This window comes from Asanoa ferruginea (genome assembly GCF_003387075.1).
Taxonomy (GTDB): Bacteria; Actinomycetota; Actinomycetes; order Mycobacteriales; family Micromonosporaceae; genus Asanoa; species Asanoa ferruginea.
The window spans coordinates 919904-936880 of record NZ_QUMQ01000001.1; the positions used below are offsets into that span (position 1 = coordinate 919904).

The 16977-nt window shown below is 70.2% G+C and carries 16 protein-coding genes and 1 pseudogene; 7 read left to right on the top strand and 10 right to left on the bottom strand.

The window, feature by feature from the left end:
* Window positions 1-32 precede the first annotated feature (32 nt).
* Entirely contained in the window at window positions 33-2891 is a 2859-nt protein-coding gene (locus DFJ67_RS04555; protein ID WP_116066727.1) for a hypothetical protein, read from the top strand.
* Between the two features lie 53 nt (window positions 2892-2944).
* Window positions 2945-3276: pseudogene (locus tag DFJ67_RS43660) on the top strand (hypothetical protein); the annotation flags it as partial.
* Here the strand turns inward: DFJ67_RS43660 and DFJ67_RS04565 are convergent.
* Window positions 3240-4073, bottom strand: a complete 834-nt coding sequence (locus tag DFJ67_RS04565) for an SDR family NAD(P)-dependent oxidoreductase (protein ID WP_116066728.1) — start codon at window positions 4071-4073, stop codon at window positions 3240-3242. The pseudogene DFJ67_RS43660 and the gene DFJ67_RS04565 overlap by 37 nt on opposite strands.
* 119 nt (window positions 4074-4192) lie before the next feature.
* Between DFJ67_RS04565 and DFJ67_RS04570 the strand changes: the two genes are divergently transcribed.
* Window positions 4193-5029, top strand: coding sequence for a helix-turn-helix transcriptional regulator (locus tag DFJ67_RS04570; RefSeq protein ID WP_116066729.1), 837 nt, complete (start codon window positions 4193-4195; stop codon window positions 5027-5029).
* On the opposite strand, the gene DFJ67_RS04575 is transcribed toward DFJ67_RS04570, so the two are convergent.
* From DFJ67_RS04575 to DFJ67_RS04590, 4 genes are all read right to left on the bottom strand, one after another.
* Window positions 4971-6335, bottom strand: a complete 1365-nt coding sequence (locus DFJ67_RS04575) for an MFS transporter (RefSeq protein ID WP_116066730.1) — start codon at window positions 6333-6335, stop codon at window positions 4971-4973. The genes DFJ67_RS04570 and DFJ67_RS04575 overlap by 59 nt on opposite strands.
* Before the next feature lie 169 nt (window positions 6336-6504).
* Entirely contained in the window at window positions 6505-7722 is a 1218-nt protein-coding gene (locus DFJ67_RS04580; RefSeq protein ID WP_203783622.1) for an RNA polymerase sigma factor, read from the bottom strand.
* Entirely contained in the window at window positions 7719-8042 is a 324-nt protein-coding gene (locus tag DFJ67_RS04585; RefSeq protein WP_116066732.1) for a YciI family protein, read from the bottom strand. Before DFJ67_RS04585 ends, DFJ67_RS04580 begins: the two co-directional genes overlap by 4 nt.
* A 74-nt stretch (window positions 8043-8116) precedes the next feature.
* The gene (locus tag DFJ67_RS04590) at window positions 8117-9073 is read right to left on the bottom strand and encodes an ArsR/SmtB family transcription factor (protein ID WP_116066733.1); all 957 of its coding nucleotides are present in this window, start codon (window positions 9071-9073) and stop codon (window positions 8117-8119) included.
* A gap of 56 nt (window positions 9074-9129) precedes the next feature.
* Between DFJ67_RS04590 and DFJ67_RS04595 the strand changes: the two genes are divergently transcribed.
* Both DFJ67_RS04595 and DFJ67_RS04600 read left to right on the top strand, forming a co-directional pair.
* Window positions 9130-10374 (top strand): MFS transporter, encoded by a 1245-nt coding sequence (locus DFJ67_RS04595; RefSeq protein WP_239097209.1) that lies wholly within the window; start codon window positions 9130-9132, stop codon window positions 10372-10374.
* 71 nt (window positions 10375-10445) lie between these two features.
* Window positions 10446-11675, top strand: coding sequence for a chymotrypsin family serine protease (locus tag DFJ67_RS04600; protein ID WP_116066735.1), 1230 nt, complete (start codon window positions 10446-10448; stop codon window positions 11673-11675).
* Window positions 11676-11714: 39 nt separating this feature from the next.
* Here DFJ67_RS04600 and DFJ67_RS04605 read toward each other — a convergent pair whose 3' ends face one another.
* The 3 genes from DFJ67_RS04605 to DFJ67_RS04615 all read right to left on the bottom strand — a co-directional run bounded on the left by DFJ67_RS04605 (window position 11715) and on the right by DFJ67_RS04615 (window position 13460).
* Complete coding sequence (locus DFJ67_RS04605) at window positions 11715-12209, bottom strand: hypothetical protein (protein ID WP_116066736.1); 495 nt, start codon at window positions 12207-12209, stop codon at window positions 11715-11717.
* A gap of 66 nt (window positions 12210-12275) precedes the next feature.
* Complete coding sequence (locus tag DFJ67_RS04610) at window positions 12276-13136, bottom strand: hypothetical protein (RefSeq protein WP_116066737.1); 861 nt, start codon at window positions 13134-13136, stop codon at window positions 12276-12278.
* Window positions 13137-13460, bottom strand: coding sequence for a PadR family transcriptional regulator (locus tag DFJ67_RS04615; protein WP_116075607.1), 324 nt, complete (start codon window positions 13458-13460; stop codon window positions 13137-13139).
* 15 nt (window positions 13461-13475) lie between these two features.
* Between DFJ67_RS04615 and DFJ67_RS04620 the strand changes: the two genes are divergently transcribed.
* The gene (locus DFJ67_RS04620; RefSeq protein WP_116066738.1) at window positions 13476-14186 is read left to right on the top strand and encodes a hypothetical protein; all 711 of its coding nucleotides are present in this window, start codon (window positions 13476-13478) and stop codon (window positions 14184-14186) included.
* Window position 14187: 1 nt separating this feature from the next.
* On the opposite strand, the gene DFJ67_RS04625 is transcribed toward DFJ67_RS04620, so the two are convergent.
* Window positions 14188-15378: an Imm21 family immunity protein gene (locus DFJ67_RS04625; protein WP_116066739.1), complete on the bottom strand. Its 1191-nt coding sequence runs from the start codon at window positions 15376-15378 to the stop codon at window positions 14188-14190.
* 13 nt (window positions 15379-15391) lie between these two features.
* Complete coding sequence (locus tag DFJ67_RS04630; RefSeq protein ID WP_116066740.1) at window positions 15392-16099, bottom strand: SDR family NAD(P)-dependent oxidoreductase; 708 nt, start codon at window positions 16097-16099, stop codon at window positions 15392-15394.
* 64 nt (window positions 16100-16163) lie between these two features.
* Here DFJ67_RS04630 and DFJ67_RS04635 point away from each other — a divergent pair, with 64 nt between their 5' ends.
* Complete coding sequence (locus DFJ67_RS04635) at window positions 16164-16964, top strand: helix-turn-helix transcriptional regulator (RefSeq protein WP_116066741.1); 801 nt, start codon at window positions 16164-16166, stop codon at window positions 16962-16964.
* Window positions 16965-16977: the final 13 nt, after the last annotated feature.

Below are 16977 nucleotides of genomic sequence, written 5' to 3' on the forward strand. Positions count from 1 at the left end.
GGAGGCGCCGTAACGGGGAGGAACACATGCACATGAAGCGCTTCAGAGCGGTAATCCCGCTGGCGGTTGCGGCCGTCACGGCCGCTGTGTTGACCACCGGCTCGCCGGCCTCGGCCGCCGAACCGTCCTATGCGCCGCTGTCGAGCTGGGCCTATCTCGACTCGCAGAGCCCGAACGCGAAGTTTGTCGATGCGGCGGTGGCACCGCCGGTCGGCACGTCCCGCGACGACGCCGGCCGCAAGCACACCTACCGCTCCTTCTTCACCTACGACCTGACCAGTTTCAAGGGTACGGTCGTCCACAGCTCATACCTCTACACCAACGAAGACACGGTCGACGACTGCTCGGCGCCCGCGACCATCGAGGTGTGGCGGACCCGCCCGGTCAGGGACAACACGACCTGGCAGCGGCCGCCGGCCGAGCTCGAGAAGCTGCTGAGCACCCAGCGGGGCGCCGGCGCGATCTACTGCCCGAGCTACCTGGGCTTCGACATGGTGCCCACGCTCAACGCGGCGCTGGCCCGGCACGACAAGTCCATCACCATCGAGTTCCGGGTCACCGCAAGCCAGGAAGCCGACGCGCGCACCGGGCGCACCTTCGAGAAGCCCTCGCTCAGTGCGACCGTGAACCATCCCCCGACGGTCACCAACCTCCACCTGGGCTACCCCGACCGGCCGTGCGGCACGCTGGCCAAGCCGTCGCCCGCGGCCCGGAGCGCGGTGTTCTCGGCCACCGCCAACGATGCCGACGAGGGTGACCGCCCGACCGTTCTCTACGCGATCTGGCCGGTGGACCACCCCGATCAGCGTCGCGAGTTCCACGACTACTACGGCACCGACCTCAGCGACTACGCCGACGGCACGCTCCTCGCCTGGCAGGCGCAGGCCAGCGACTACTACGACGCGGGTCCGTGGAGCGCCAACTGCTACCTCCGCATGGACCGCACCGCACCGGCGAATCCGCCGAATGTCTCGTCGCGCACCTATCCCGAGGGCAACACCCCCGGCGGTGGCACCGGCATGGAGGGCACGTTCCGCTTCGACGCGGCCGGCGACCGTGACGTCGTCGCGTTCGCCTGGCGTGACTCCCTGGGCTATTCCGGGCAGGTTGCGGCCAAGCGCCCGGGCGGCAAGGCGATCTTCAAATACACGCCGCGGCTGAGCTACAGCAGTGACCTCTATGTCGCGTCCGTCGACGCGGCGGGCAACCGCGGGCCGGAGAAAGACTACGAGTTCCGGATCGCCGAGACGGCACCCTACGCCGAAGTCACCATGAACGGCGTCGGCCTGCCGAGCACGATCTCGTTCGTCGCGCCGAAGCCCGAGACCACCGCGTTCGGCTTCCAGCTCGAGGGCGGCACGGAGGTCCGCGTCCCGGCGGTCGACGGCAAGGCGACCGGTCACATCACGTTCACCGCGACCGGTGGCGTCGACCTGGCCGTTCGGAGCTACGCCAAGAACAAGCTGATCGGGCAGGACAGCCTGCAGATCTGGGTCACCGACGCCCCCGGCGTCGAGTCGGCCGAGTTCAACTGGGAAACCGACCAGGTCGCGGGCACGACCGGCACGTTCCGGTTCACCCCGCACAACAGCGATGTCGTCGCCTACGAATACAACCTCGACGACGAGTGGAAGACCATTCCGGCGGCAGACGACGACACCGCCGTGCTGACGTGGACGGCGACGCCCGGCTGGCATTCGATGACGGTGCGGTCGGTGAAGGCGGATGGTTCCACGTCGATGGACGCGGACTATCAGTTCTCCATCATCGACACGCGTCCGACCGCCTACTCCAACGACCTCAACAGTTGGCCGCGCCGAGACGGGGTGGGCCTGCCGCTGCGCGTCGAGTTGGGGAGCCAGCTACCCAACCTGACCGGGTTCGCCTTCCGGTTCGACGGCGGCGCCGAGCAGACCGTGCCCAGCGAGGGCAATCCCTACGCTTACATCGATGTGACGCCGACGCACGCCGGCGACAACACGGTGGTCGTTCAGGCGCTTCTGGCCGACGGCACGCGGTCCCCCGCCACCACCTACACGTTCGGCATCTGGTCCGGTCCCGTGGTCACGCACACGCCCGAGGGCAGCGGCACCGTCGGCCGGCCCATGACGTTCACCTTCCACCCGGGTCTGCCGAATGTCGTCTCCTACCGCTACTCGTTGGGCTACGCCGAGGAGGAGACGATCGCGGCGGGTCCCGACGGCACCGCGTCGGTCACCTGGACGCCGAGTTCGTGGGGCTACGACACGGTGCGGGTCACCAGCGTGAGTGCCGACGGCACCGAATCTGACCTGCGGACCGAGCCCCTCGACATCCGGGACAACAGGGTCGACGTTTACAGCACCTACGACTCGTCGCGGTTGGGTATCGGCTGGACCGGCTCCTTCTTCTTCTACACACAGCTGTTCGGCGAGGTGACCGAATACCACTACCGCGTCAATGACGGCCCGGAGCAGGTCCTGCCGGCCAGCACCGAAGGCACGTCGACGCTGGTCGCGGTGCCGTTCGAGCGCAACGGCACCAACACGCTGCACGTCCAGAGCCTGACGGCGAGCGGCGAACTGTCGCCCGTGACCGACTACGACTTCACGGTCGGCACGGCGCCCTACGTCGTGAGCGCTCAGTATCCGAACGGCACCTGGTCGGGCGGTGGCGGCGTTCCCGGCACCTTCGAGTTCAGCGGCGGCACGCCGGGAATCGTGTCCTTCTCCTGGAAGATCGACGATGGCCCGTCGACGGACGTGCCGGCCGACAGCGCCGGGAAGGCGTCGATCACCTACACGCCGGCGGAAGACCACGAGACGCACACCTTGTCGGTGACCGGCCACAAGGGCGACGGCACGGACACCGACACCACCACCTACTCCATCTACGTGTCCACCGGTAGCTGACGACGACCGCGCGGCTCCCTGGTGTCACTGTTCGCGACGCCAGGGAGCCGATCGCCTACACCGCCACGCGGCGCACCGATCCGCGGAACGCCGCGCAGATCTGGGCCGCGCTCGGCGATGCCCAGACCGTGCTCAATGTCGGGGCGTGCACCGGATCCTACGAACCCACCGACCGCGACGTCACGGAACGCGATCGCCGCCCGGATCCAACCGGTGGCCATCCCGTGGGACTGCGCGGACGGCTTCTTCGAGGCCCTACTGGCGCCGGCCCGAGGCATACCTCGACGAGCAGGTCCGTCGAGCAATCGCGACCTCCTCGATCGCGACGCGGCGGAGCTACAAAGCTGTCTACTTGTCGCCTGATCCCGCGCCCTGGGCCAGGCGGGAGATGTGGTGCCATTTCTCGAGTCCGGCCAGGCGGCCGGCATACTCGGTGCGCAGCGCGTCGAATCCGTTGACGCCGAACAGCACTCGCAGGGGCGGGTTCGGGGTGTCGGCCAGTGCCAGGATCGCCTGGGCGGTGGCGGCCGGATCTCCTGGGACGAACCCGGAGCTGGCCGCGCTCGCGTAGAGGGCTTCGCGGGCATGTGCGTACGCCGGATCGGGCGTGGTCTGTGGCGAGGCGGCGGCCAGGCCCGTGGGGAACATGATCGGCTCGATCAGGGTGACGTGGATGCCGAAGGCGGCGACCTCGGCGGCCAGCGCCTGGCTCATCGCCTCGAGTGCCCACTTCGACGCCTGGTAGATGCCCAACGCCGGATAGGCGACCAGCCCCCCGATCGAGGAGACCTGCATGATCCGGCCGCTGCGCCGCCGGCGCATGCCGGGCAGCACGGCCTGGGTGGTCCACAGTGGGCCGAAGTAGTTGACGTCCATCTGCGCGCGGGCCTGATCGGTGCTGACTTCCTCGACCGCGCCGTGCAGCATGTGCCCGGCGTTGTTGACCAGCAGGTCGATGCCGCCGAAGCGTTGCTCGACCTCGTCGACCGCGGCGTTGACGGCAGCGCGGTCGGTGACGTCGAGCCCGAGCGCGAGCACCCGGTCGCCGAAGCGGTCGGTCAACGGCTTCAACGCCGCGGCGTCGCGGGCCGTGGCGGCGAGGTTGTCGCCGCGTTCCAGGATGGCTTCGGCCCAGTGGGCGCCGAGGCCGCGGGACGCGCCGGTGAGGAACCAGGTGGACATGGTGCTGCTCCCAAGATCGGTCAGATCGGTCGTGATCCAGCCTGCTGTCCTCCCGGCGGCCCTGGCAGAGTGAGTTTCACCGTGTCAACCGGCTACGCCCGCGCGTACGCTGCGGAAGGGTGGATGCCCCCCAGCTGGCGGATTTCCTGAAGGCCCGCCGGGACGCGCTCAGCCCCGGCGAGGTCGGCCTCCCGGCGGCCGGCCGCCGACGGACCCCCGGCCTGCGACGCGAAGAGGTCGCCGCGCTGGCCGGGATCTCGACCGACTACTACACCCGGCTCGAGCAGCAGCGCGCGACCGCCGTGCCGTCCGAGCCCGTGCTGCGCGCGCTCACCCGCGCGTTGCGGCTGAGCCAGGACGAGCGTGACCACCTCTACCGGCTCACTGGTCACGGTGTTCCCGAACGCCACACCGACGACCGGCATGTCGCCCCGGCTCTGCTCAGCGTTCTCGACGCGCTGACCGGGATCCCGGCCCAGGTGATGACGGATCTCGGCGAGACCCTCGTGCAGAACAACCTGGCGCGCGCCGTCTTCGGTCCGCCGGAGGCGAGTTTCATTTACCGCTGGTTCCGCGATCCCGCCGCCCGGGCCGGCTACCCCGTCGAGGACCATGGCGCGGAGTCCCGCGCCCTGGTCGCCGATCTGCGGGCCGCGGTGACCCGCCGCGACGATGCCGCCGCGAAGTCGCTGGTCGCCCGCCTCCAGGCCGAGAGTCCCGAGTTCGCCGCGCTCTGGAAGCTGCACGATGTCGCCGCCCTGCGCCGGCGCCACAAGCGGATCCGGCATCCCGAGGTCGGGTTGCTCGAATTCGACTGCCAGTTCCTCGTCGACGAAGCACGCTCGCACCTCCTCGCGATCTTCTCGCCGCTGCCCGGAACGCCCACGGCCGAGCGGCTCACGCTGCTGGCTCTTGCGGCGCCTTACGCGGCATCAGGGCCACGACCGGGAGGCTGAGGGCGGTGACGGCCAGCACGACGACGAGGCTGACCTTCATCGCGTGGTCCAGGCCGGCGGTCGCGGCCCCGAAGAAGATCGAGGTGACCGCCGCCGAGCCGATCGCTGAGGCGAGTTGCTGTAGCGAGCTGAGCGAGCCGCTGGCGCTGCCGGCTTCCTCGGGTTTCGCGTCGCCGAGCGCGACGGCGGGGATCGTGCCGAAGCACAGACCGGTGCCGATGCCGGTGACGAACAATGCCGGCGCCAGCGCCCACAGGCTGACGGACTGGTCCACGAGCGCCAGGAGCCAACCGCAACCGGCCAGGACGACGGCGAGGCCGATGACGACGAGCCGGCGACCGAGCTTGGCGACCAGGCCGGCCATGATGGCGAACGAGGCGACGATGATGCCCACGGTGAGCGGCACCAGGCCGAGCGCGGCGTTCCGCGGGCTGGCGTGCAGCCCCTCCTGCATGAACAGCGACAGCACGAAGATCAGGCCGGTGCCGGCGGCGAAGACGGTCAGGCCCACCAGCATGCCGGAGGTGAAGCCCCGGTTCCGCAGCAGCGAGGGCGTGATGAGTGGGTCGGTCGCGGTGCGCTGCCGGTAGGCGAAGGCAGCGAAGAACAGGACGCCGGCGATGATCGAGGCGACGGGTACGCCGGTCCAGCCGTTGGTGGAACCCTCGATCAGGCCGTAGAGCAGCCCGACCATGGTGGCGGCGAGCAGGCCGGAACCCCAGCCGTCGACAACGGTGGACCGGTCGCCGTCGTCTCGCGGCAGGATCCTGACGGCCACGACCAGCCCGACAATGCCGAGGACGACGTTGGCCAGGAAGATCGGGCGCCACGACAGGCCGAACAGGTCGGCGCTGATGATGAATCCGGCCAGCACCGGGCCGCCGACGCTGGAGACACCCAGCACCGGGCCGAACAGCCCGAACGCCTTGGCGAGCAGGTCGCGGCTGAACGCTTTCATCATGATCGCCATGCCTTGCGGGATGAGCAGCGCCCCGAACGCTCCCTGCGCGACCCGCGCCGCGATGAGCAGCGTCGGGTCGGGCGAGAGCCCGGCGACCGCCGAAGCCAGGGTGAATCCGCTCATGCCGATCAGGAAGAGCCGGCGCTGGCCGAACTTGTCGCCCAGCCGTCCGCCGACCACGAGCAGCACACCCATGGCGAGCAGGTACGCCGTTCCCAACCACTTGATCAGACCCGCACCGCCGTGCAGCTCGTGGGCGATGGTGGGTGCGGCGATGTTGGTGACGGTCCCATCGATGACGTCGAGCGCGTCGGCGAGCAGCACCAGCCCTAGGATCGCCCACATCCGGCGACTGGAGCGGGGTGTCTCGACCGTGCTCGATTCCGTCAACAGAGTCATCTGGAAGGTCCTTCGGTGCCCGGGGCGCCCCTCCTGGGCGGCCGCTCACCCGCACCACGAACACCCCGGGCCCGATCCGACAGCGACCGGAGAGATTTCTTCCGGCGGGGCCGCGCTAGCCCAGTTGGTCGCGGCGGCGGGTCAGGTAGGCGGTCTCGGCGGTGTTGCCCGCCAGCTCGATGGCCTTGTCATACGCCGCGCGCGACTCCTGGCTGCGGCCCAGCCGGCGCAGCAGGTCGGCCCGGGTGGCGTGGTAGGCGTGATAGCCGGCCAACCGGGGCTCCAGACGATCGACGGCCGCCAGTGCCACCTGCGGGCCGTCGAGCTCGGCGAGGGCGATGGCCCGGTTGAGGGCGACGACCGGCGAGCGGTCGAGGCGGACAAGCTGGTCGTAGAGGGCGAGGACCTGCGACCAGTCGGTGTCGCGGATATCGCCGGCGGAGGTGTGCACGGCGTTGATCGCCGCGAGGATCTGGTAGCGACCCGGAGCCACCCCGGCGGCCAGACGCTCGCGCACCAGGCGGTGACCCTCGGCGATCAGCGCCTGGTCCCAGGCACCGCGGTCTTGCTCGTCGAGGGCGACGAGCTCGCCGGTGGCCGAGACCCGGGCGGTGCGGCGGGCCTCGATGAGCAGCATCAGCGCGAGCAGCCCGGCCACCTCGCCGTCGTCGGGCAGGAGGGTGCGGATCAGGCGGGTGAGCCGGATCGCCTCGGCGGTCAGGTCGTGCCGGACCGGATCAGTGTCGGGGCCGGTCGCCAGGTAGCCCTCGTTGAAGACGAGGTAGAGAACGGCGAGCACGCCGGACACGCGGGCCGGGAGATCCTCGGTGGACGGCACGCGATAGGGGATGCGAGCCGCCTTGATCTTGGCCTTGGCGCGGGTGATCCGCTGCCCCATGGCAGCGTCGGCGACCAGGAAGGCGCGGGCGATCTCGGGCATGCTCAGGCCGCCGACCATCCGCAGCGTCAGCGCCAGCCGGGCTTCCATCGCCAGCGCCGGGTGGCAGCAGGTGAAGATCAACCGAAGCCGGTCGTCGTCGATGGCAACGGGAGGCTCGGGCGGGTCGTCGTCGTACACCATGTGAGCCTCCTTGTGTTTGTCTTCGCGCTTGCTCTCGCGGCGGATCCGGTCGATGGCCTTGCGGTTGGCGGTGGTGGTCAGCCAGGCGCCGGGGTTGGGGGGCACGCCGTCGGCCGGCCAACGCTCGACGGCGGTCGCGAACGCCTCGGCGGCCGCCTCCTCGGCGATGTCGAGATCACCGAACCGCCTGGTCAGGGAGGCGACCACCCGGGCCCACTCCGCGCGGTGGGCCCGAGTGATCGCGTCGCTCACTGGAATGGCCGCACCTCGATCTTGCGGTGGCAGGCCTTGGATCCGTCGGCGGCGAGCTTGAGCACCACGTCGAGGTCGGCGGCCTCGATGATCCAGAAGCCGGCGAGGTATTCCTTGGACTCGACAAAGGGCCCGTCGGTGACCAGGGCCTCCTCGCCCCGGTTGTCGATGACGGTGGCGGTTTCGGGCGCGGCGAGGCCGCCGGCGAAGACCCAGTGGCCCTCGGCCCGGAGCCGGTCGTTGAACACGTCGATCGCGGCGTCTTCCTTCGGGGTGGCCGGGCCGGTGCCGTCGTCGATCACGGAAATCAGGTATTGCATCTGAAGATCATCTCCTCTGGTTGTGGACAGCCTCACCCCTGCAACGAACGCGGCCACCCCGATCCGACACCGGGCTACCCCACTCCGGCCAACAGATCACCGAGATCGGAGCGGCGGTAGAGCACGGCCCGGCCGTGTCGGGCGCTGACCAGCAGCCCGCCGGTGCGCAACGCCCGGAGGTGCTGGTTGACGGCCGTCGTGGTGACGCCCAGGCGGGCCGCCAGTTCGGTCGAGGAGGCGGGCGTGCCCAACTGCACGAGCAGACCGGCCCGGGTGGCGCCGAGGAGACCGCTGAGGGCGCGGGGTGCCTGCAAGGGCTGGGGCTCCCAGAGGGTGGCCACTCCCCGCGCGCTGTAGAGGATCATCGGCGGTTCGTCGGCCGAGATGGGGGTCGAGGCGTGGGTCGTCCACAGTGTAGGGACGAGGGTGAGTCCGCCGGTGGTCGTCGTCGTATAGTCGAGCTTCGATCGCAACTCGACTTCGACGGCGTTGCCGACGAGCCGGACCCGGCTCGACAGTTCGGAAAACATCGTCGCCAGCCCGTGCTGGGCGATCTGCCGGCCGCGGAAGGTGACGTCGCCTTCCAGCAGTGCGCGCATCCGCGGCCAATGCGGTTCGAAACAGAGCCGCCAATAGCCGGTGAGGGCGTCGATGATCCGGGAGAGCACGCGTGGGGCCGGGCCACGCAGCGGGTCGGGCAACGGCCCGCCGTGCACCGCTTCCAGGTCTCGCCGGACGACGGCCGGGTCGGTGTCGGCCAGGTCGGCCAACTCGTCGTCGATGCGGGTCAGCGGCGAGTAGGGGCGCGGGTTGAGGAAGTCGGGCGTCCAGAGCCGGGCGTTGGTCAGCGCGAGCAGCATGGCACCGTCGAGGCTGCCGCGAACCTCTTCCAACGCGTGCATCCACCGCAGGTGCAGCGGATAGCGGCCGGGATCGCGCCAGGCTCGCAGGGACAGCACCAACTCGTTCAGCGGTGACACGGCGAACCGGATGTCAGCCAGGTCCAGCCCGACCAACTCATACCTGACCATGAAGCAAAATGCTACATCAATGGTGTACGGCTTCAGCCGCTGCGAGAACTGTTGGCATGTACCTGGTCGCAAAGCACCCTGACCCCGTCGCCCGCGCGCTGACCTTGGCGACGGTGGCCGCCTCGCTGTCCAAGGGCGTCTTCTTCAGCGTCAGCGTGCTGTTCTTCACCAAGGTCGCCGGGTTCACCGCGACCACGGTCGGCTTCGGCTTGACGATCGCCGGCGCCACCGCCGTCGGCGCCGCGCTGGGTGCGGGCTACCTGGCCCGTACCTTCGGCGCTCGCAAGGTTCTGTTGGTCGTGACCGTCGGCCAGAGTCTGGCGCTCGCTTCCTATCTCGTGGTCCGCACGCCGTCCGCCTTCGTGATCGTCGCGTGCGCCGCGGTCGGCCAGCAGGCCATGCAGCGCACCGCGCTGGCGACGATGATCGCGGAGTCGTTCACCGGGCGGGACCGCGTCGAGATCCGCGCCCGGCTGCGGGTGGTCACCAACGTCTCCATCGCCGCGGGAACCGCCCTGGCGGCCGTCGCGCTCGCGGTCGGCACGAGATCGGCCTACCTACTCGCGATGCTCGCCACCGCCGCGCTGCTGCTCGTTTCCGCGCTCCCGCTGAGCCGGATCCGCGGCACGGCCGGGCAGGTCGACCGCCCCGAGCGGCGGGCTCGGGGCCGGTCGCCGTTCCTCGACCGCACCTATCTGGCGGCCACCTGCCTCTATGCCGTCATGACCATGCAGTTCGGCATGTTGACGGTGGGGGTGCCGCTCTGGGTCGCCGGTTGGACGAAGGCGCCGGCGGTGACCGTGCCGGCGTTGCTGGCGTTGAACACCGTCATCGTTTCGCTGCTCCAGGTCTGGGCGGCGCGCGGTGCGACCACCCTCCACTCGGCCGGCCGGGCGGTCGCACAGGCGGGCCTGTTGCTCGCGGTGGCCTGCGGGTTCTATGCCTCGGCCGCGCATGGCGTCGTCGCCGCCATGGTGGTGGCGCTGACGCTCGCGACCGTCGCCCACAGCTTCGCCGAGATCCTCTCCGAGGCCGGCGGGTGGACGCTCGCCTTCGAACTCGCCGACCCGGCCAACGCCGGCGCCTACCAGGGCGTCAACCAGACCGGGATGGCCATCGGCACCATGCTCGCACCGCTGGTCGTCACCACGACCGCGATCGAGCGCGGAACGGCCGGCTGGGTCGCGCTGGCCGCACTATTTCTGATCACGGGACTGTTGACCCTGAGGCTCGTCCGGCACGCTGTTCCGAAGATCGGTCAATCCGAACCAATCACCTCTCGGGTACGTAGCGCGAACTGAGACATCGATACTCTTCCACTCATGAATTCACGCTCAATGAGTGGTTGGGGGCCGTCTTGGTAGTGAGTTCCATGTCCGTAACGCGTTTGCGGCGCAGTCTGGTCATCACGACCGTCGCGATCGTGACGCTCGCCGGCGTCGCGATGCCGGCTTCGGCCGCGCCCAAGCCAGGGCCCGGTGGTGGCGCCGTCGACGAGCTCCAGGTCCGTCAACGGCCGTTGGTCGACGCGGCCGCGCGCATCCGCGCGGTGGTCGACGAAGACCGTTCCAACTTCGCCGGCATCGAGCTCGTCAGCTCGACCGAGCTCCGCCTCTTCTGGAAGGGCACGCCGCCCGCCGCGGTGGCCAAGGTTGTCGGGCAACTGCGGCAGAGCGTGCCGATCAAGGTCATTCCAGCGGCGTACGCGTTGCGCGAGCTCAAGTCCGAAGCCTCGCGGCTCGTCAAGCAAAGCACCGCGACCGGCGTCGTCCTGGCCGCACCGCTCCCCGATGGCAGTGGCCTTCGGGTCCGGGTCGCCGGATCCGCCACGATGCGGGCGGCGCAGTCGCTGACCACGGTTCCGACGTCGGTGGAGGTCGGCGACGCGCCGACGCCGACCGGCCGGTGGGCCGACACCGTGCCGTTCTGGGGTGGATCGACCATCCAGCGACCCGTCAGCGGCAACATCGTCGCGCGCTGCACGACCGCGTTCGCGGGCCGGCGCAACAACCAGGATGTGCTGCTCACCGCCGGGCACTGTGGCTCGACGGGTCAGACGTGGACCACCCCGAGCGGCACCTACTTCCCGCCGATCACGGTCGGCACGGCCAACTACAAAGCGGCCGACCTCGAGGCGATGTTCATCCCGGTGTCGAGTCACCGCGGCCGGATCTACGACGGCGGCGTCGACCCGACCGGCCAGGGCATCGGCGAGTTCTCCAAGGCGGTCGCCGGCTGGGCGCCGCCGGAGGTCGGTCAATACATCTGCCAGTCCGGCAGCTACTCCGGCGTCCGGTGCAGCATCCGGATCACGCTGAAGTGGGTCATGTATGCCATCGACGACGGCACCATCGTCACCAACGGCGTCGAGGCACAGCGCGACGACAAGGCCAACGCGGTCGGCAAGGGCGACAGCGGCGGCCCCATCTTCCGGCTGTCCAGTGACCCCAACCGGGTCATCGCCCTGGGCGTGCAGTCGGCGGCCGACGGCACGAAGCCGGCCACCTGCACCGGCATCGCGACCCAGTGCTACTGGCGGCTCTACTTCGCCGACCTGACGCAGATCGTCGGCCACACCGGGTTCACCATCACCGTCGGCTGACACCGTTGTTCCGGCGGAGCGACCCGCTCCGCCGGAACCTCAGTCAATCTGCACCGAGCCGGAGATCGTTTCGACCAGCGCCGGGTCGGCCGAGACGACCTCGACCACGATGTCGCGATCCGGCACCACCGCCAGCCACCGGGTGCGCCCGTCCGGCAGGCTCCCTTCGGTGGTGCGCACGTCGACACCGCCGATCTGGCCGGCCGTCGTGGCCGCACTGTTCGCGGGGTCCGCGGACAGGTCCGACTCGCGCAGCGCCACATAGCTGACTTTCGGCTCCGGGCTCAGCGCACAGGTCGGTACCTTGCCGGGATCGAGCACGTAGGTGTCGGCCACCGGGGTGCCGCATTGCAACGCATTCTTCGGCCAGGCCTCGGGCACCACCACGCTGACGCCGGCCTTGCGGATCTCCCGGCCCGCGGGGGTAAGCCGCTCACCGGAACCCGACCCGGCCCGCACCCACCACACCAGACCGACGACGAGCACCACGGCAACGGCCGCCGCGCCCCAGATCCAGAAAGTGCGCCTGCTCATCCCACCCAGCCCGGCATCGACGGATTCTGATTGGACGTCGAACGCACCGTAGCGGTTGCGCGATTGTCAGGGGTTCACTGGCTGCGGCCGGCGCCGGACTTTGATCAGCAGGTCGACCAGGCTCACGGCGACGATGACGGCGATGGCGAACTTGACGATCTGGTTGGCCTCAGTGCTGAGGTAGACCGGGCCGGCGAACAGCACGCCGATCAGCGCGGCGCAGGTGAGAAGCCCGAGCGCCACGTCGATGTCGCGGGTCACCGGCCGCCAGCGGCCGTGGATGGTCACCGTCAGGTGGTGGGCAAGCTCGGCGACCAGGAGCGCGAGCACGAGCGGGCCCGGGAAACGGGCGAAGTCAGGGTCGAACGTGAGCGCCTGCACCGCCTGTGGCGCGGCCCCGAGCCTTTCCAGCAGCCAGGCCGCGCTGACCAGCACGACGGCGCCGGCGGTCCAGAAGGCGAAGGCGGCGATCCGCCCCGGTCGGTTGACGAAGCCGGCAGTCGACTTGCGCGGCCGCCAGAGGAAGCGGGCGGGCCAGCGGCGCCGGGCCCAGCCGGTGAGGCCGAAGGCCACGACGAGGAAGCCGGGCCACCACAGGGCCGCTATCCCGTAGGCCTGATACCAGTCGACAACGCCGTCGGCGGAGATGGCGCCGAGCAGCCAGATCACCACGACGCCGATCACGGTCAACCGCACGAAACGGCGCCCGTCGGCCGGGTCGACGACGGTCGACGGTTGCCCGTATCGGGCGGCCACGTCGCCCGGGCGACCGAAGGCCCGCAGCCTGGCCAGGGGGTCGTCGCTGCCCGCCAACTCCTCGCGGAGCAACGCCCGCAACTCGGCGGCGACATCCTCGCGTTGGCTGCGCGGCAGCAGCCGCGCCACGTCGGCGACGTATGCATCGATGAGCTCTTCGGTGGTGAGCATCTAGTCGTCACCTTCCGTCAGTCGTCGCACGGCCTCGTTGAGGCCGCTCCACGAATCGCGCAGTCGCGCGTAAAGCTCTTTCCCGGCGGGGCTGAGCCGGTAGTAGCGCCGCGGCTGCCCGTCGGTGCGCCACTCGCTGCTCAGCACGCCCTGACCCTCCAGCCGCCGCAACAGCGGATAGAGGGTGCCCTCCTCGATCGGAAGACCGTTGTCGGTCAGCACCCGCCGCAGTTCGTAGCCGTAGCGGAACTCGCCGAGCTGAGAAAGCACCGCGAGCGCGACGACGCCACGGCGCAACTCGAGCTCGAGCTGATCGCCAACCATGCGGCACACAGTACTGTGCGCCGCACAGCCCTGTCCAGATCGACCTGGCGGCGGGCCTTCGACTCGTTCGCCGACGCACGTGACCAGGCCGGGGTGCAACAGCACCGCGTCCTGCGGCCGGTCGACGATCCGCGGTATGTCACCGTCGACCTCGACTTCGCCATGGCCTTTGCGGTGCTTTCCCTGATTCGGGCGGCAATCAGGGCCGAGCTGATCGAGTCGCCGGAGTGGCTGCCCGTCACCGCGCTGTCGTTCGCCACGCCGTTGGCTCTAATCGTGTCCATTGTGGTCTGGATGAACCTCACCAAAGGTGTCGTCGAGGGCCACGGCGGCCGGGTCACCGTGCTGCGAAACTGGGCGTTGTCCTGGGGATCGCTCATCCTCTTCCTGTCCTACCTGCTGCCGGCGAAGACCCCGACGGCGTTCCACGTCGCCCGGGCCGGTGCCGCGACGCTGCTGGTCGCCGGTCTCTTGATCAGCCGCACCAAGCTGCACCGCTGGCTGGCCGAGCCCGCGCCGGCCGCCGACATGGCCAGCCACACCCACCTTCCGCAGGAGCGGGTGCCACAGCGGTTGCGGAGCGGTCCGCCCCCCGGCACGCCGATCGCGCGGCTGCTTCCGCCCGCTGTCGAGGTCCCATCGCGGGACTGGGACGCCTCTTCCTGGGACCCCGAGATCCAGGCCGACATCGAGCGGAGGCGCCGCAGGGGCGAACCACCGCGCTAGGTCACCGCGCGGCGGGGATCAGTTGCGTGATGACCATGGCCGTCTCCTGGTCGGGCGCGATATAGGCGGAGCGGACCTGGTAGGTGCCAGGAGCGACGGTGATGGCCAGTCGTGGCTCTTCGGTGCCGGCAAGCGCGGAGTCAAGCATCTCGACCGGCTCCGTGACGACCCATTCGCCGACCGGCTCCCAGGCCGCCGCTTCGATGGCCTGCGGGACGAGTCCGATCAGCTCCTCTTCGGATCGGGCGTGAATCCAACGGACGAAGGCGCGGCGGTCTGCCAGGTAGGTGGTGGCCGCCGGCTCGTCGGCCAGCACCAGCGCCTGGACGTCACCGACCGGGATCAGGCCCGCGTAGCCGTTCACGGCGCAGGCGCGGCCGTAGTCACCCCAGTCGTCCGAATCGGAGTTCGCCAGGAAGTAAGCACCAGTGCCGCGCCACTGCGGAAGCACCGATGTGGGCACGACGACGAGCGGGCCGCCGGTCGAATCGATCCAGGGCAGGGCGTGCCGGCGGGTGGTGGCGATGGCGCGGGCGAGTTGGTCCATCGCGTCGATCACCACGTGTGCGCCGGACCCAGCCAGCATCTCGGCCAGGCCGGGCCGGCGCGCATAGCCGACGGCGGCGATCCCGCCCTGCCGGGCCGCGGCGATGCCGGTGGCCGTGGCACCTACGAACAGACACTCGGCCGGGTCCGCACCCAACGCCTGCACGGCCCGGGTCAGCCGGTGCGCGCTGGCCGCCGGCTGGACGGGATCGGCACCGTCGCGCCCGATGACGGCGGCGAAATGCCGCACCCGATCACGGCGGCGCAGGTAGGCGTGGATCGCGTCGACCGACGTCTCACTCACGATCGCGAGCCGGCGTTCGGTGTCGACGCATGCGCGTACGACATCGAACACGCCAAGGGTCGTCTCGGCACTGGCCGCCGCCTCGATCTCGGCGACCCGCAGCGCGGCCTCGACGTCTCCGGTCAGGTGCGGCGCGAGCCGCGCGGTCGCCTGGAGAACGGCGAGCGGACCCGCCGCACCGATCTCCTCAGCGACGTCGACGCCATGACCGGCGAGCATCCCCCGCAGGTCGGAGACGACCCGCACCGCCGACCTGGTGTCGAAGAGGGTGCAGACCGGCCCGTCGCAATCCAGCAGCAGGACCTTTGCCCGCTCTGCGAGGACAGCCAGCCGACCGGTCATGCGCGGCAAGCTATCACCAGGGCACGGGGGTCTCGTCCCAGGAGTGGAACTCGCCGGTCGGGCCGTCGTCCGGCAGCAGGGCGAGTCGCACGGCGGCCGCCGCGGCTTCGGCCGGGTCTCCCTCGCTGGCGGCGGCGGTCGCGTTGAGGTCGGTTCGGCGCAGCCCGGGTGCGAGCGCGTTGACCTTGAAGCCGGCCAGCGCCTGGGCATAGAAGACGGTCAAGGCGTTGAGTGCCGTTTTCGACGACCGGTAGGCGGCCAGCGAGCCTGTAGCCGGGAAGCGCGCCTCCCGGCCCGTGCTCCAGCCCAGCGATCCGGTGCCGCTGGAGATGTTGACGATCCTGGGGCGGGCCGAGCGGCGCAACGCCGGCAGGAACGCGTTGGTCACCGCGACGACCCCGAACACATTCGTTTCATAGGTACGCCGGAAGCTGTCGACCGGCGTCGACGTCAGCGGGCTCAGGTCGACCGAGATTCCGGCGTTGTTGATCAGAATGTCGAGGTTTTCGACCTGACGGGCGGCTTCGGCAACGCTTTGCTCGTCGGTGACGTCGAGGACCAGCAGCCGGGCGCTGCCGCCGAGCTCGTCGACGGCCCGCTGGCCCAGCGCCGGGTCGCGGGAGCCGAGATAAACCGTGACGCCGGCGGCCACCAGCTGCCGGGCGATCTCCTTGCCGATGCCCTTGTTGGCACCGGTGACCAGCGCCGTGGAATTGTTCATGTAGTCAACGGTGCCGGCACCAGCCCGGCCGATCCAGGGACAACCGATACCAGGCAGGTGACCCATGGCCAGACAAGAGCTGGCGCGGTTCCTGCGCCAACGGCGCGAAGTAATAGGCCCGGCCGACGTCGGCCTGACCGCCGGCGGACGGCGCCGCACCCCGGGGCTGCGCCGTGAAGAGGTCGCCGGGCTGGCCCACATGTCCGTCGACTACTACACCCGGCTCGAACAGGCCCGCGGCCCACACCCGTCGCCACGCATCCTGGACGCCCTGACCTCGGCGCTGCGGCTGTCGCCGGCCGAGCGCGTCCACCTGTTCCGGCTGGCCGGCGCGAGCCCGACGCCACCCGCCGGTCCCGTGCGCCAGGTGCGCCCCTACGTCGCCAATCTGCTGCGCCGCATCCCCGAGGCGGCGGCCGTCGTCACCGACGTCACCTACGACGTGATCGCGTTCAACCCGCTCGCCGACGCCCTGCTCGGCGATCTCCGCACGGAGCCCAACCTGGCCCGCCGGCGGTTTATGCGGGTCGGCGGCTACGAGAGCTCCAGCGCGGAGGAGTTCGGGCACATCGCGGTGGCCCGGCTGCGTGCCGCCGCCGACCGCTATCCCCGCGACGAGCCGCTCGCCAACCTCCTGGCCGAGTTGCGCGCCGGCAGCGCCGAGTTCACCGAGATCTGGAAAACCAACCCGGTGCGCTCCCCCGGCCACCGCACCAAGACCATCAGCCATCCGCAGGCCGGCCCGCTGCGGGTCAACTGCGACGTGCTCACCATCCCCGACGACGACCAGCAAGTCGTCTTCCTCACCGCCGACCCCGGCACCCCCACCGCTCACGCCCTGCGCCACCTGGCCGCCACCGGCTGACAAGGGCCGTTTG